The sequence below is a fragment of the Vibrio sp. 10N.247.310.17 genome, from assembly GCF_041466605.1.
GTDB classification, from domain to species: domain Bacteria; phylum Pseudomonadota; class Gammaproteobacteria; order Enterobacterales; family Vibrionaceae; genus Vibrio; species Vibrio tasmaniensis_A.
On sequence record NZ_JBFSTC010000056.1, the window covers coordinates 1 to 16397 of the forward strand.

13 protein-coding genes and 1 other annotated feature are annotated in these 16397 nt (G+C 43.7%); of the genes, 3 read left to right on the plus strand and 10 right to left on the minus strand.

The window, feature by feature from the left end; translation table 11 throughout:
• Window positions 1-171: 171 nt before the first annotated feature.
• The 3 genes from AB6D80_RS15350 to nfo form a co-directional block, all read right to left on the minus strand.
• The gene (locus AB6D80_RS15350) at window positions 172-723 is read right to left on the minus strand and encodes a hemerythrin domain-containing protein (protein WP_371708745.1); all 552 of its coding nucleotides are present in this window, start codon (window positions 721-723) and stop codon (window positions 172-174) included.
• 86 nt (window positions 724-809) lie between these two features.
• The gene (ung, locus tag AB6D80_RS15355; RefSeq protein WP_371708746.1) at window positions 810-1490 is read right to left on the minus strand and encodes a uracil-DNA glycosylase; all 681 of its coding nucleotides are present in this window, start codon (window positions 1488-1490) and stop codon (window positions 810-812) included.
• A 662-nt stretch (window positions 1491-2152) separates the two neighbouring features.
• Window positions 2153-3061, minus strand: coding sequence for a deoxyribonuclease IV (nfo, locus tag AB6D80_RS15360; RefSeq protein WP_371707257.1), 909 nt, complete (start codon window positions 3059-3061; stop codon window positions 2153-2155).
• 326 nt (window positions 3062-3387) lie between these two features.
• Here nfo and grcA point away from each other — a divergent pair, with 326 nt between their 5' ends.
• The gene (gene grcA / locus AB6D80_RS15365) at window positions 3388-3765 is read left to right on the plus strand and encodes an autonomous glycyl radical cofactor GrcA (protein WP_009848415.1); all 378 of its coding nucleotides are present in this window, start codon (window positions 3388-3390) and stop codon (window positions 3763-3765) included.
• Window positions 3766-3843: 78 nt separating this feature from the next.
• On the opposite strand, the gene thrC is transcribed toward grcA, so the two are convergent.
• Genes thrC through thrA form a run of 3 tightly spaced genes read right to left on the minus strand, consistent with a single transcriptional unit; the run spans window position 3844 to window position 8557 of the window.
• A complete protein-coding gene (thrC, locus tag AB6D80_RS15370; RefSeq protein ID WP_371707255.1) occupies window positions 3844-5127 on the minus strand; it encodes a threonine synthase in 1284 nt (427 codons plus the stop codon).
• Window positions 5124-6080 carry a homoserine kinase gene (thrB, locus tag AB6D80_RS15375; RefSeq protein WP_009848413.1) on the minus strand — a complete coding sequence of 319 codons (957 nt, stop codon included), beginning with the start codon at window positions 6078-6080 and terminating at the stop codon, window positions 5124-5126. Before thrB ends, thrC begins: the two co-directional genes overlap by 4 nt.
• 17 nt (window positions 6081-6097) lie before the next feature.
• Window positions 6098-8557, minus strand: a complete 2460-nt coding sequence (gene thrA, locus AB6D80_RS15380) for a bifunctional aspartate kinase/homoserine dehydrogenase I (RefSeq protein WP_371707254.1) — start codon at window positions 8555-8557, stop codon at window positions 6098-6100.
• 29 nt (window positions 8558-8586) lie between these two features.
• Window positions 8587-8705, minus strand: a sequence feature (Thr leader region).
• A gap of 317 nt (window positions 8706-9022) precedes the next feature.
• On the opposite strand from thrA, the gene AB6D80_RS15385 reads away from it, so the two are divergent.
• Window positions 9023-9499, plus strand: a complete 477-nt coding sequence (locus AB6D80_RS15385; protein WP_269335560.1) for a ribonuclease regulator — start codon at window positions 9023-9025, stop codon at window positions 9497-9499.
• A gap of 29 nt (window positions 9500-9528) precedes the next feature.
• Here AB6D80_RS15385 and AB6D80_RS15390 read toward each other — a convergent pair whose 3' ends face one another.
• A complete protein-coding gene (locus AB6D80_RS15390) occupies window positions 9529-10014 on the minus strand; it encodes a putative 4-hydroxy-4-methyl-2-oxoglutarate aldolase (RefSeq protein ID WP_017098326.1) in 486 nt (161 codons plus the stop codon).
• Between the two features lie 577 nt (window positions 10015-10591).
• On the opposite strand from AB6D80_RS15390, the gene arcA reads away from it, so the two are divergent.
• Window positions 10592-11308, plus strand: coding sequence for a two-component system response regulator ArcA (gene arcA / locus AB6D80_RS15395; RefSeq protein ID WP_004741534.1), 717 nt, complete (start codon window positions 10592-10594; stop codon window positions 11306-11308).
• Window positions 11309-11511: 203 nt separating this feature from the next.
• Here the strand turns inward: arcA and AB6D80_RS15400 are convergent, their stop codons facing one another.
• From AB6D80_RS15400 to AB6D80_RS15410, 3 genes are all read right to left on the minus strand, one after another.
• On the minus strand, window positions 11512-11955 hold the full coding sequence (locus AB6D80_RS15400; RefSeq protein WP_372188979.1) for a hypothetical protein: 444 nt from the start codon (window positions 11953-11955) through the stop codon (window positions 11512-11514).
• A 7-nt stretch (window positions 11956-11962) separates the two neighbouring features.
• Entirely contained in the window at window positions 11963-14350 is a 2388-nt protein-coding gene (arcB, locus tag AB6D80_RS15405) for an aerobic respiration two-component sensor histidine kinase ArcB (protein ID WP_139683849.1), read from the minus strand.
• Window positions 14351-14580: 230 nt separating this feature from the next.
• A complete protein-coding gene (locus AB6D80_RS15410; RefSeq protein WP_372188972.1) occupies window positions 14581-16332 on the minus strand; it encodes a diguanylate cyclase domain-containing protein in 1752 nt (583 codons plus the stop codon).
• Between the last annotated feature and the right edge of the window lie 65 nt (window positions 16333-16397).

Below are 16397 nucleotides of genomic sequence, written 5' to 3' on the forward strand. Positions count from 1 at the left end.
TAGTAAGACTCGCTACACTGTGCGATCTAAACACCTTAAATGATAGGTGTTGCCTGTAATAGGTGCCTTTTTTATTTTATGAGGTATTTAATCCGCTCAAAGCATCATTTGGGAACTAGCCCTCTAATATAGAGAGCATCTAAAATAGTCACGCTTCAACATGACAACTGGCTAAACGCACTCTTGTTCATTTTGTCGAACACGAGCCGCGAGTTGGCGGTACTCATCAGCAATTGTCTCTCCAAAGACAGGGTCGTCTTCAGGTTGAAGCCATTGAGACTCCACCTCTTGCCAATCTTTAACAGTGAACGACTCAACAATCATTGGTAACACATGCTTCTCTTCATATTCCATGTGTTTTCGTTGAGCTTTAACAAAAGCTTCAAGCTGCTCAATAAATACTTGTTGAGGAACCACCGCATCTTGAAGGATCATATCGACCACACCTAAAAAGTCCGCCGTTTTCTCAGAAAGCAATTGATGCTCCAGTTCCAAGTCTTCAATCACTTGATCACTGCCATATTGCTTAAGGTAGTAACGATAAATAACATCTTCTTTCGGGTGATGCACCTTGTCTGAATGGTTCATCAGATAATGAACCACCTCTGCGATCAGGCTATAGTTTATTTCTCGCTCCTGTTTCAGAAACTCTAACTTACTGTTGAGTATCGCGAGCAAACGAGCCATATAGCCATGCTCTCGTCTTATCCTTTCAATCATCATAGTATTGCACTCCATTACACCTACTATTTATAAGTGTATATGAAGATAGCAATTTGTGGTTTGACCCTGCTCAGAAAACCATCAATCTACAGTGCCAGTGGTAATGTCCAATCGATAGGCTGTTGATTAATAGAAGAGAGTAGCTCGTTGGTCATCGAAAAATGCTGACAACCGAAGAAACCACGGCGTGCTGATAATGGTGATGGATGAGGTGCAACCAACACATGGTGCTTGTCTGCATCAATCGCTTGGCCTTTCTTCTGGGCGTGTGCGCCCCACAACAAGAAGATGATCGGTTCAGAGCGCTGATTGAGCTCTGCAATAACGGCATCGGTAAAGGTTTCCCAACCACACTTAGCATGTGAGTGGGCTTTTGCCTCTTCTACTGTAAGGACAGTGTTCAACATCAACACCCCTTGAGATGCCCAAGTGTCGAGGTAGCCATGACTCGGGATCTCAAAGCCCTCTATATCTTGTGCAAGCTCTTTGTACATATTACGTAGAGAAGGAGGGATTTTTACACCTGGCAGTACAGAAAAAGCTAAGCCATGAGCTTGGTTAGCGCCGTGATAAGGATCTTGCCCTAGGATAACCACGCGTACGGACTCGAAAGGCGTCATATCGAAGGCACTGAACACCTGCTCTTGAGGAGGGTAGACGGTTTTCCCACTATTGCGTTGCTGTTCAACAAACGCGAGGACACTCTGAAAGTACTCTTTGTCACGTTCATCATTAATAATGGATTCCCAAGTCTTTGGTGCGCTCATCGTTTTACTTCCCAATCATCAAGGTTTCTAGGGGCTTTCGCCAGACAAAAAATAGCTGTATCGGCTAACTGTCCTAAATAAGGCTTTAGGGCGTGTTGACCTTTCGTGGTTAAATTTTGTTCGAGATAAAAGCGTTTTAATCGCGGCGAGGGAGAAGTAGCATAGTCATTCTAAGCAAATCTCCCTCAACAAAGAGTAAAACGCTTTTAGCCGAACCCTCCGGGCAGCGTTTGCTGGTCATTTCTACTGCGTTAGCGGCTTCTCATGTAGGCTAGCTACACGTCAAAGCCTCTGCCTTGTATAAATACCCAGCAACTCGCTGCAAAAATCAGCTCGAAAGATCAACACGCCCTATTTATACCTCATACAGCTATCAATAAACATGATGTGTAGGGTTCACTTGTTGATGAATCATAATAATCAGTTCAAGTTGTGTTTATCTCGATTCACCACTTTTCTGCTGTGTACGATGGTGACCGTGGTTATGCACATGACGGTTTGGGGTTGGTAAACGGCGAGCAGCAGATACAGTTGAAGTTTGGGCTTGTGAATACATAAAGGCACCTCCTCTAAGACATCGTGAACTACATATTCACTTTAATACTATGAAAGAAAGGTGCCAATTTTTAGGAGTAGAAGGAAATTAATTATTCCCTCTATTATTACGCTTCTTCGCTCGCTAGCGTTGCTGAGCGATGGAACATCCTAAGTTGTTGAATTTCCTCTTTCCAGATAGTCGAATCAATGGTTTCTAAAATAAGAGGGATACCATTAAAGCGAGAATCAGAGGCTATATACTCAAAACAATCCCAGCCTATTTCGCCTTTTCCTAAAGAATGGTGTCGATCTACACGGCTTGCAAACTCAGCTTTTGAATCATTGATGTGCATTGCTCTTAGATAGTGCATGCCGACAATGCGGTCGAACTCAGCAAAAGTATGCTCACATGCTTCTTTTGTTCGTAGGTCATAACCGGCTGTAAAAGTATGGCAAGTGTCTAAACACACACCAACGCGTGATTTATCTTCTACTTGGTCGATGATCTCTGCTAGTTGCTCAAACTTCCAGCCAAGGTTCGTCCCCTGCCCTGAGGTATTCTCAATCACGGCAATCACATCAGGCACCGCTTGATGAGCCAAGTTGATAGACTCAGCGATCTTGGCCAAACATTCGCTTTCTGAGATTTTCTTCAAATGACTCCCAGGATGAAAATTCAAAAGCGTGAGTCCTAGTTGGTTACAACGCTCCATTTCATCAATAAAAGCCGCACGTGATTTCTCTAGCTTCTCTTCTTCTGGTGCTCCTAGGTTAATAAGGTAGGAGTCATGAGGTAGAATATTCTCAGCACTAAAGCCCAACATCTTACAGTTGGCTTTAAACGCACTAATGGTTTTCGCTTCCAGCGGCTTTGCTGCCCACTGTCTTTGGTTTTTGGTAAACAGCGCAAAAGCATTGGCACCGATCTCTCTTGCGCGCATTGGCGCCTGATCAACACCACCAGCAGCAGACACATGAGCACCAATAAACTTAATATTGGTTTGAGGTTTTGAGGATGAATTATTGTTTGTCATTAAATCACTTTACACTTTCAGAATGCTTAATAAATAAAGGGTCGTATCGTTTGTCGTTCAATAAAAACACAACAAATGTAGTAAACTTACAACAAACAAGACTGTTAAATATTTTTTATACTTTAAAATATTTTGTAATTACTTTGTTTTCAAAGGTTTTATTGATTTAACTCAAAGTAATCACCTTGAAAAAAATGAGGTTTTTGGTTGTTTTTTGACTTAAATCAATATTAAATTACCACAAACTAGGTATATATTACTCAGCTCAATAAAATTCGAAAGTTAACACCATAATCAAACCACATAAAGTGGACTAGGAGATAGTTATGATCCAAGGTATTCAAATTACTAAAGCAGCAAACGACGACCTACTAAACTCAATCTGGCTACTAGACAGCGAGAAGAACGAAGCTCGTTGTGTTGTTGCTACTTCAGGTTTCGAAGCTGACCAAGTTATCTCAGCTGCAGACCTAGGCGAGTACGAAAGCCGTGAAGTTGCTATCGAAGCAGCACCACGCATCGAAGGTGGTCAACACCTAAACGTTAACGTTCTTAAGCGTGAAACGCTAGAAGATGCTGTTGCTCACCCAGAGAACTACCCACAGCTAACTATCCGTGTATCGGGTTACGCTGTACGTTTCAACTCTCTAACGACTGAACAGCAACGTGACGTTATCGCACGTACGTTCACTGAGTCTCTATAATTTTTAGAGCTTGAATTAGAATACAAAAACGGCGCTCATTGAGCGCCGTTTTTATTTGTTCAACAATACAGATGTACGTTACGGTTGAACTCGACGAAGCACTACTTTTAGCGCTTCAAAATCGTTATCTAGATCTTCAGACAACAACTCCATCACCGCGTGTTTTGCTAGCGGACCAGGAAGTTCAATGTCAGTACCTAAGATGTCATCAACCACTTCTTTGAATTTCGCAGGGTGTGCCGTACATAAGAAAAGGCCTGTCTCGCTCTCTTGCAGTTGCTCTTCCAATAGACGGTAAGCAATCGCACCATGAGGTTCACACAGGTAACCTTGAGCTTTTAGATCACGTACTGATTCAGCACTCTGCTCATCAGATACTTTACCTTTACCCAAAGTATCCAGTCCCCAACCTTTCAGTTGGCAAAGCTCTTCGATACGTGGCCAGTTGTTTGGTTGGCTCACGTCCATCGCGTTCGATGTTGTCGCAACCGTTGGTTTTGGATCCCATTGACCTGTTTCTAGGTAACGGGGAACCGTGTCGTTTTCGTTGGTTGCTGCAATGAAGCGTTTAACCGGTAAGCCTAGCGCTTTCGCTAATAGACCCGCAGTTAGGTTACCAAAGTTACCACTTGGTACAGAGATAACCAGATTTTCACGTTGCTCTTTGGTTAGCTGAGAAGCCGCCTCAAAGTAGTAACAGATCTGAGCCATCAAACGGCTGATGTTGATTGAGTTTGCTGAGTTTAAGCCAATTTCTTTACGCAGTTCAGCATCGTCAAACGCATCTTTTACTAGTGCCTGACACGCATCAAAATCGCCATCAATCGCGACAGTATGAATGTTCTTACCTAACGTACAGAATAGCTTTTCTTGCAGTGGGCTGATCTTGCCTTTCGGGTACAGGATAACAACATTGATGTTTTCCATGCCGTAGAATGCGTGTGCAACCGCAGCGCCAGTATCACCCGATGTAGCCGTTAAGATTGTGATTTGACCACCATCAGAAACCGCAGCCAAAGATTGAGCCATAAAACGGCCACCGAAATCTTTAAATGCTAACGTTGGACCGTGAAACAGTTCAAGTGCGTAAACACCGTCTTTCACTTGGTTGATCGGTGCTGGGAATTGGAATGCCGCATCCACTAGTTGATCAATCTGTTCTTTTGGTAACTCATCACCAATTAGAGCAGAAAGAATCTTTGAACTACGAGGGACAAAGTCCTCTGCAAGTAGTGCATCGATGTCATCGAACTTAGGCAGCTCTGATGGGAAAAATAGACCTTGATTACGACCTAGACCTTGACGAACGGCTTGGCCAAAAGAGACTTGCTCATCGTTTTCTTTGATGTTGTACAGCTTCATAACTCACTTCCTGTAACGATCGAACCTTGTTTATCTAAGCGACAAACGTGGACGAATCCTTCTTCATTTTGTACGTAGTTTTGTTCTAACCAGCGTGCAACACGCTCGGCGACATCTTGTTCTTTGCAAATGCTAAATAGCGTAGGGCCACTACCAGAAATTCCAGTAGCTAATGCTCCTGCTGACGTTGCATATTTGCGAGCATCAGCAAACCCTGGAAGCAGTTTCTCACGATATGGTTCAGCAATCACGTCTTTGATCATCTTAGCGGCTAGCTCTGGCTGACCAGAGTGACAAGCATGAATAAAGCCAGCTAAATGACGACCATGGGCAATCACATCTTGACGGCGATACTGAGAAGGCAAGATCTCTCGCGCTTCAGCCGTCGAAACCTTGATGCCCGGGTAAGCCATTACCCAATACCAATCGTCAAAACATGGAACCTCTTGGCTAATGATACCAAGCTCTTCCAACATTAATTGCACACCACCAAGGTAACATGGCGCTACGTTATCGTAATGTATGCCACCTGAAATCTTACCTTCCATTTCACCCATCAGAGCAAGCAGTTCAGTTTCATTCAACGGTTGGCCATGAAAACGGTTCAAGGCATCAAGCGCCGCGACAATTGAACATGCACTCGACCCTAAACCAGAGCCGATAGGCATGTTCTTCTCTAGCGTCATCTCTAGAGACTTAACTGAGATACCTTTCTTGTCTAACTCGCGAGAGAACACAACCCAGCAGTCGTAGACAATATTTTCTTTGGTTTCAGTTGGCAGCTTAGAAACAAAGCTGCCTGCTGTTTTTAGCGAGAACGGTTCATCACCGGCTTTAACCATTACTCGGTCACCAAGCAATGTACCATCCACTGGAGACACAGCGGCCCCCAGCACATCAAACCCTACACTGACATTGCCGATTGATGCAGGAGCATAAACGACAACATCCATATCACTTGAACTCATTCCTAAACTCCTAATTTCCAACCAAGAGTACGCATCACATCAGAGAATACGCCTGCTGCTGTAACTTCAGTACCTGCACCGTAGCCACGCAGAACGAGTGGGATTGGCTGGTAGTAACGGCTGTAGAATGCCAGAGCGTTCTCGCCATCTTTAATCTTAAACATTGGGTCATCGCCATCAACAGCTGCGATACGAACTTTACATTTACCTTCAGCGATCTCACCCACATAACGAAGTACTTTGCCTTCTTCTGCTGCGATAGCTGACAGCTCTTTGAAGTATGCATCCGCTTCTGGCAAGCGAGCCATGAACTCGTCAACTGTACCTGAGTCATCAAAACCCGGTGGCAATGCTTGGTCAACTTCAACATCTTCAAGCTCAAGTGCCATACCCGCTTCACGAGCAAGAATAAGCAGCTTACGCGCAACGTCCATACCAGACAGATCATCACGAGGATCCGGCTCAGTGAAGCCGTTATCTTTAGCAATGTTGGTTGCTTGGCTGAGTGTCATACCCTCATCCAGCTTACCGAAGATGTAAGACAGTGAACCAGAAAGAATACCGTTGAACTTCTCAAGCTCATCACCTGCAGAGATTAGGTTCTGTAAGTTTTCGATTACCGGTAGACCTGCGCCTACTGTTGTCTCGTACATCAACTTACGACGAGAGTTACGCGCCACTTCACGAAGCTGATGGTAGTAAGCCATGCTTGCTGTGTTGGCTTTTTTGTTTGGTGTTACAACGTGGAAACCAGCCGCTAGGAAATCTGCGTATTGTCCTGCAATACCTTCGCTAGACGTACAATCAACCAACACAGGGTTGATGATGTGATTACGTTGAACAAGTGCCGCTAAACGCGCTAGGCTAAACTCTTCTGTCGCACTCGACATACGATCACGCCACTGTTCTAGCGGTAGACCATCGCTGTCTAGCAGCAAGCCTTTGCTGTTTGCTAAACCACATACGCGAATCACGATGCCTTTTTCAGCCAGTTTGCCTTGTTGACGTTGGATCTGGTCAACAAGCTCACCACCAACACCGCCAACACCGACAACGAAGACGTCAAGGAAGTGCTTAGAGTTAAATAGGTTTTCATGACACGCTTTGATTGCTTCTGAGATTTTATCTTCCGGGATAACCGCAGAGATAGCGCGCTCTGAAGAGCCTTGAGCAATAGCAACGATGTTAACGTTCACTTCAGCTAAAGAAGAGAAGAACTGAGAAGCGACACCACGTGATGTACGCATACCGTCACCCACCAGCGTCACAATCGCAACATCATCCATGAACTCAACTGGCTCTAATAGGCCATCTTTAAGTTCGAGTTCAAACGCATCTGATAACACTTGCTTCGCTTTCACTTTGTCAGCCGATTCAATACAGAAGCTGATGCTGTACTCAGAAGAAGATTGAGTAATAAGGACAATAGAAACGCCTGCAGAAGACATCGCGCCGAATACACGACTCGCCATGCCTACCATGCCCTTCATACCTGGGCCTGATACGTTAACCATCGTTAGGTCACTTAGCGTAGTGATACCTTTGATCGCCAGGTTATCTTCGCCAGTGTCTTGGCCAATCAAAGTGCCTGCTCCCTGTGGGTTGAAGCTGTTTTTGATCAGACATGGAATATGGAATTGTGCGATAGGTGCGATAGTTTTCGGGTGTAGAACTGAAGCACCGAAGTAAGAAAGCTCCATCGCTTCTTGGTAGCTAAGTGATTTAAGAAGACGGGCATCATCCACTAAGCGTGGGTCACAGTTGTAAACACCATCGACGTCAGTCCAAATCTCACAGCAATCAGCACGTAGACATGCCGCTAGAACTGCAGCTGAGTAGTCAGAGCCGTTACGGCCAAGCGTTACTAGCTCGCCTTTTTCATTACCAGCAGTAAAGCCCGGCATGATATTTACGTGACCTTTAGGAAGCGGTGATTGGCGGAAGTTCTGAGTTGAAACATCCACATCCACCATAGCTTCAAGATGATCACCTTGAGCATAGAGGTATTCCACAGGGTCAATCAGGCTTGCTGGTTGGCCTTTCGCTTCCAGCACCGCTTTCATTAGCTGGATTGAAACTCGCTCACCTTTACTAATGATACGAGCATTTACGTGATTCGGGCACATGCCCAGTAGGTTAATACCATTCACGAACTGCTTAAGTTGAGCAAGAGAGGTATCGACTTGCTCTTGAAACGCAGAGCCATCTACTGACGGCAATACCGCTTGAATCTCTGCAAACAATGCAGCGAATGATGATTCGATCTCGGTGATCTGTACGTCTGCTTCACCATTTTTTAGTGCTGCTTCAATAACAGCAACCAGCTTATTGGTTGTTTTTCCTGGAGCCGATAGTACAACGGCTAGCTCTTCTTGCTGGGCATTATTAGCGATGATATCAGCCGCTCGTAAAAAACGATCTGCATCAGCTAATGATGAACCTCCAAACTTTAAAACGCGCATCCCTTTCTCCATAAGTCATAAAAATGGTACAAAAAAAGGCCTGTATCTTGTTGGATACAGGCCTTTTTTTTAAAATCCGTTACTTAGCAGCCTGCCCCAACAATGTGAATGTCGGTAATAATAATGGTGGTGGTCATTACTAGGTGGCTTACATGCTGCATATCAAATTCTCTGCTTGTGCTTTACTCTACGTGTATCAATTTTTACTACTATGCGTCAATGAAAAGTTGCGTTTTTTTTACATTCACACCGTTTTTCAGAGCAAACCTTCATTTAAGAGATAAAACACCCTGCATCAACCTGCCATTCAGAGACTGGATTAACTCATCAAACAAACAGAAGTAATCAGTTGCATATATAGTCATAACAAAATGCTCTATCGATAGTACAGCGAACATACAAGTCCTGTGCTTTAATTGAACAATAACGTTCGAAAAACAATAATAATGACATCAGGAGTGGGAAATGAAGAGATTACTTATTCTTTTAGTCTTTGCTATGCCTGTTGTTTGTTCAGCGAACAGTTTACCGCTACTGAGCAGTTTGCCTTTGCTCCCCAGTCAAATCGATAGCTCTGCCCATAAGTTTTTTATCTCCACGCAAAGTGCATCGAGTGAAAGCTTTGATACTTGGACAGTAGACAGTGGTTATTCTTATAGCTTGTTTTCTGATGTGGATCTTTATGTCGGTACACGAATCAACACTGCTGCACTGAAATATGAGAGTGGATTCTTGAGTGGTGTTAGTTATCAGTTTTCCGAAAGAGTCTCTTTCAACAGCTCTCTACACACCTATAACAATGAAACAGAAGACAGTGAGAAATCGGTAGCCGCAGAGCTTTCCAGCCGCGTGCAGCTAACCGATAATCTAGATATGCATGCCACCCTTGATTATGAAGAGTGGCAACAAGGTGTTGAGGTAGGATTAGGGTTTCGCTTCTAATCTATCCCACTTCTTTATCGATGAGCCCGTTAAGATTCAATCAACAATTCCGTTGAAATTAACACACCATTCCAATCGGCATAAATGTAATCACCGGGCTGAATCAGTTGATTGTGTATAGAGAGCGTCACATTCACTTGCCCAACACCGTGCTTCTCGGTTTTAAATGGAGAGGCTCCGAGAGCTTGAATACCAAGATCCATCTGCGCCATCATCGCAACATCACGCACCGCACCATTCACAATGACGCCTTCCCAACCATTTTCTATGGCTAGAATCGCCAATTGGTCGCCAAGTAACGCTTTTTGACACGAGCCATTGCCGTCTACAACGAGTACTTTGCCGCAGCCATCGGTCTCTAAAACCTCACGAACCTTGGAATTATCGTGATAACAACGAACTGTTACAATTTTTCCCCAGAACGCACCACGCTGGCCGAAGTTCTGTAATGGCATATTCAGTAGCGTGACTTTGCTTTCAAACTCATCACATAAGTCAGGTGTTATATCGTGCATATATCCTCCGTGAGTAAGGCAAACCTATTAAGTCAGGTGAGCCTCTATGCTTTTATATATTATTAAAATTAATCCTTTGTTTTCATTGCTCTATGCCCAATTTAATACGAAATAAAAGTTGATTGAGCATATTTATCTACTAGACTCTAAGGGTAGCTTTCAGCTTCCTTGGTTCATAGTCTGGTCTTTAGCAAGCAAGATGTGCGAAACATCTCGAATAATCATTCTTATTTTGGTGCTAAATAGTCACCATAACATTGGTTAAGTTGTAGCCATACTATTAAAGTTTGTTGCGATACGGCAATTGATGTAAATCAACAAAGTGAATGGAATTAACATTCTCGCGTTGTTAGCATGCTGTTAACATTATAGAATCCTCTTAAATCACTAAAAGAATGATTGAAAGGCGTACTGGATCTACGTTATTGGGCAATACTTCAAGGAAGGCAGATAGCTGGAAGTAAGTGTTTTTTTTGAAAACTTTAAGTTATCATCAAAAATACATTACCTGTATGTTATGTTTTGCCTAGAATTTATTCTATTAGCACAGTTTCGTCACAAATTTAGGTACCGCCAAATGCAAACCCCGCAGATTCTTATCGTTGAAGATGAGCAAGTAACTCGTAACACTCTAAAGAGTATTTTTGAAGCAGAGGGATATGCTGTTTTTGAGGCTAGCGACGGTGAAGAGATGCACCAAGTGCTATCTGATAACCAAGTTAACCTTGTAATTATGGACATCAACCTTCCAGGTAAGAATGGCCTACTACTTGCGCGTGAACTACGTGAGCAAGCAAATGTAGCGCTTATGTTCTTAACTGGTCGTGATAATGAAGTTGATAAGATCCTTGGCCTAGAAATCGGCGCTGATGACTACATCACTAAGCCTTTCAACCCTCGTGAGCTGACTATCCGTGCACGTAACCTTCTTAACCGTTCAATGAGCACAAGCTCTGTTCAAGAAGAAAAGCGTAGCGTTGAGAAGTACGAGTTCAATGGTTGGGTACTAGATATCAACAGTCGTTCTCTGGTTAGCCCAGATGGCGAAGGCTACAAGCTACCTCGTTCAGAGTTCCGTGCTCTACTTCACTTCTGTGAGAACCCAGGTAAGATCCAAACACGTGCAGACCTTCTTAAGAAGATGACTGGCCGTGAGCTTAAGCCACACGATCGTACTGTAGACGTAACAATCCGTCGTATTCGTAAGCACTTTGAATCTGTTTCTGGTACGCCAGAAATCATCGCGACGATTCACGGTGAAGGCTACCGCTTTTGTGGTGACCTAGAAGACTAATTCGATTCGCGCTTCTGGCCGTTTAGTTCTTGCCGTCGATTAGCACTTCTAAACCGATAGCACTCTAACCAGTTAGTACTTATAAACAGTTAGTACTTATAAACAGTTAGTACTTCTAGCAATCGAAGCGTGAACAATCGTTATTAAAAAGGGAGAATGCCAACGCATTCTCCCTTTTTTATTCTTCATTGTTCGCTAAGGTTTTAGTAAACCGTATCTACCTTCACGTCTTTCTCGACTAACCACTTCACGGTTTCGCCATCTTTGAGTTCAATCGCAACATCAACAGGCTTATCACTGTCGATCTCTAACTGCCATACAAAAGCGACTTCCCACTGCGTTTCACTATGTGTTCTTAAATCTAAATCGTCAGCAGTTACCAACAAGGTATCTGCACCCTGTTTAACCGTCATACTCTCAACCGCAAGTGTTGCTGGTAATTGAGAGTCAGACTCTAGGTAGATAGCACCATGCAAAGTCTTATCTTGAGCCTCCCCAATCGTAGGCATTTTGTTGTGCCACAGGTTGCTTTTCATTGTGACTGTCGCTGCAGATACTTCGACTTGATTATCTTGCTGCCATTCTACTTGTGGCGCAGAACAACCCGCTAATGCTACTACACATGCGGCAAATGCTAATTTTTTCATCATTCTTCTACCTTTGATTTAACCAACTCTTTAAGACTTCAATATCATTTTGGTATTCGTTATTTATTTCATCAACCCAATCTGAAATGTTCTCCCACCACGCAGGCATATCTGGAGATTGAGCTTTCTGAGCAACTTGCTGTATGCGTTTCAGGCCAATGGAACCTGCTGCACCTTTAATCTTGTGTGCCTCAGAAACGATACTGTCTTGATCTTTCGCAACCATATTGGAATTCAATATTTCCATATATTCCGGCATCATATCTTCAAACATCACGATACTATCCAAAACAGGTTTCGACCCGACAATGTCAACATAAGACTCTAGCATATCAATATCAAGCAAAGTGGTATCAATCGTTGAAAGAGCCGGCTTACTCGCTGTTACTTTCTCAACACCTGCTACTTTTTCAACATCCTTTACTGTATCAATGCCCTCGGCTTTCTCAATAACCTCTGGGGCATCCTCAATCAACTCGCTGATGACATCCTGGATTGCACGAACCGACAGTGGTTTACTGATCGCTTCATCCATACCTTTCTGGAAATACTCTTGCTTATTGTTTAATACATTCGCGGTTAATGCCACCAAAGGCGGCAATTGGCTATATTTCTCGCGGTAGTATTGGGCAATGTCGAAACCAGTCATATCTGGTAACTGGATATCCAGTAATACCAAGTCATAATCTTTCGGGTTGAAAACGATTTGTGCCTCTTTACCCGTCATTACGACTGTCACTTCATGGCCTAGGCTTTCAAGTAAAGAGCGAGCTACTGTGATATTGAGTTCAATATCTTCGACCATGAAGATCTTAAGATTGGACTGCTTTCTTGGCGTTTTGATCAGAGCCTGAGTATCGTGATTAACTGGAACTCGAATCGAAACCGTAAAGGTACTACCAAAACCCTCTTCACTGGTGACTTCAATGTGACCATCCATCATATTGATCAGCTGTTGAGATACAGCAAGACCAATTCCGGTACCGACAGCGTGTAAATTGTCAGTTCCCGATTTCACCTGATAGTACATCGCGAAGATCTTCTCGATTTCACTTTCAGGGATACCTATCCCGGTATCTTCTACTTCCATCGTGATGTTGGCAAAATCGCCATCAATTTCAGCGCTGACCGTCATCACGACACCACCATCTTTGGTGAACTTCATCGCGTTGCTTACAAGATTCCACAATACCTGTCTAAGACGAGTACCATCCACCTCAACTGCAGATGGGAGATCGGACAATCTTTCTAGATCAAACCTCAACCCTTTCTGCTCTGCCATTAAAGCAGAAATACTTTCGATCTCAACAACGAAATCTTCAAAATTGATAGGGGTTGGGAATAGCTCAAGCTTACGGCGGTCGAACTTATCCATGTCGATAATATCGTTAAAGATATTACCCAACGTTACCGCGCTCACCTTGATGGTTTGCATCTGCTTACGCTGCTCGGTCGTCAGCTGGCTATCCAATAACATGCGGCTCAAGCCGATGATGCCATTGAGCGGTGTTCTTAGCTCGTGGCTAATGGTTGAGATAAAGGTGGTCTTATCGCGGCTGGCTTTCTCTAATGATTCTTGGTGCTCTTTACGCTCGGTAATATCACGACCAAAACCAACCAAGCCAAGGTGGCGACCATCTTTACTGTAGAAAGGCACCTTACGCAGTTCGAAGTAACTCTTACGTCCATCTGGGTATTCAAGCCATTGGTCATAGGTCAAAGCTTGGTTGTCAGCAAAGACTTTCTTATCAGTTTCAACAACTTGTTGAGCGACCTCTTTGCTGTAAACATCCCAAGGCGTCAAACCGACTAGCTCTTTTTCTGTTTTGCCCGTGAGTTCTTCAACCGCTCGGTTGCAACCAGAAAACACCCCATCTTCATTGCGATAATAAATGAGGTCAGGCGAGGCATCGATAAACGAGCGCAACAGCGCCGTACGTTCTGCTAATTCAAGCTGAGTTCGCTCACGCTGAAACACTTCGTTCTCAAGATCATGCATTGCTTCTGCACGCGCTTCTTCTGCTTTTTCACGATCTTCAATTTCTTGGTTGAGCTTTTCGATATTGAGTTGCAGTTGATTGTTGAGCTCTTGATCTCGCTCTCGCATGTCACCCAACTTAGAGACCAGTTTAGCCAACCTTTGGCGAGACTCTTCCAGTTGATCGACCACGACTGAAAGAAAATAGACCGCCCAAGGTGTGATCACTAGACCGAAGAAAACCGAACGGACAATGTCGATATCATCAACATTACCTTTGAGTGCGAGGGTGATACCGACTTGTACAACAACAGCAAGGGCAACAAGCGCTAGGGCGAGTAAGATAGAAAAGCGGACAATCCCCAATTTTACGAGCAGATCCACGTAATACTGGGCAAGATTTTTCATGGGTTTCATTTAGCGCTCCACGCGATAAGACTAGCAACATTCTACCTTGTTTGAAGAAAGTAGGTAAGCTAGCTACATCACACGCAGCAAGAGATTAGCGGTAATATCGAAGGTTAATCAACCAATATTAATACTAACCAAGCAATATCAATACTAGCCAAGCCACATAAATATTAGCCAAGTAATATAAATGCTAAACAAGAAAAAGACGGAGTCACTAAGTTACCCATTCTATAAAGTTAGTGAATAGAGTATGGATGCACTATCGAACGATTTCGACCATCAGATTTCGCTTGATACAACGCACTGTCAGCCAAGGCAACAGCAGACTCCATTTCGTCATCAGGTGTTGGTATATAAGAGACAATACCAATACTCACCGTGATGGAGTCTGACACTGTCGACTTCTCATGAGCTAATCCTAGTTTTTGCACTTCATCATGAATTCGACGAGCGACCATAAGCGCACCTTCTGTGGTTGTGTTTGGGAGAATAAAGCCAAACTCTTCACCACCGTATCGAGCCACGCAATCCGAAGAGCGATTCAACACCTGCTTAAAGGCTTGTGAAACCTGAATCAAAGCATCGTCACCTTGTTGGTGTCCATAGAAATCGTTATAGCCTTTAAAGAAGTCGATGTCACACAGCATAATCGTCAACGGCAATTTCTCACGCACATGATGATGCCACAATGTAGACAGCTGCTCATCGAAGCGACGTCGATTGGATACCTGAGTTAAACTATCCATAAAACTGAGGCGCTCAAGCTCTAAATTGGCTTCTTCAAGTTTCTGCTCGGCGAGGTAACGTTCTGTGATATCACGTGCCATGATCAGTACACCATTGGTACTCGATGCAGGGTCTCTAAAAGGCGACTTCACTACATCATACCAAGTAAACTCTCCATCACTTGAAACCAGTTTGTCGATGTAACGCAACGAGTTACCTTGATGAAGCACTTGACGATCACTCTCTGATACGCGCATATAAATGCTATTTGGTACTACGTCTTGTAGACGTTTACCCACTAAATCACTGACTTCAGAAATACCCAACGCCGCCACAAATGGCTTATTACACGCCTGGTAAACCATATTTTCGTTGAAGATACCAATCGAGTCAGGGCTCGCTTCCAAGATGTTTTGTAAAATGGTGTCACGTTGTGCAAGTGCAACTTCAGTATCTTTACGCTTTTCCATTTCCCCACGCAGTTGTTGCTGCATGTCATGCCAATCCGTCACATCGTGACTTATCGAGAGCGTACCTATGGTTTCCCCACTTTGCGAGAGCAAGACACTTTGATAAGTTTCAAGGAGACACCCCTTACCATCTTGGTCTGTGGTCCATGAGCGCTCACTGACACGACCTTTTAAGGCACCACTAGACACACTTAAAGTGCCCTCTTCAGGGCGACCATGCCAAAACTTTTTAAACGCACGATTACTCGCGACCAATTCACCCTTTTGATCGATGACATAGACCAACTCAGATAAAGAATCCAAAGCGGTACGAGCAACATTGAGATCACGAACCTCTTGGGAAATCTCTTCGTTGGTACTTTTATAAGGGGAAGCATGTATCATCCAAGCCTTTCTACTTCTAAAGTGGATCTTACGACCCACCAAGTTGATCTTAAAAGACTCAAATTCAGAAAGAACCCAGGACGAGAGATACTCAAACGTTCGAGAGTTGATGTGATCAGTGAGATAATGACGAAAACTATTCTCAGCTTCCACTGTTGGAAAACGAAAGTGAGTACCGATTTGGCGGATACCAAGCAACTGCATGGCTTGGCGATTGGCGTACAAGATCTCGCCACTTCGGATGTCAACAAAATAAAGAGGTGAAGGCGTAGCGAGAAGAAGCTGTTCAATATATGACTGGTAACGTAAATAAATATGCCAGCAGATGAGACCTATCAGCAATAGAACAACGATATATATACCGTAGCCATACGCCCTATCCCATAACCAAGTCATTACCAGTTCCATCTGCTCTCAATCTATACTTATAAATTCTGTGAGGGAAATGTTACCACTATTTGTTGGTTTTATCT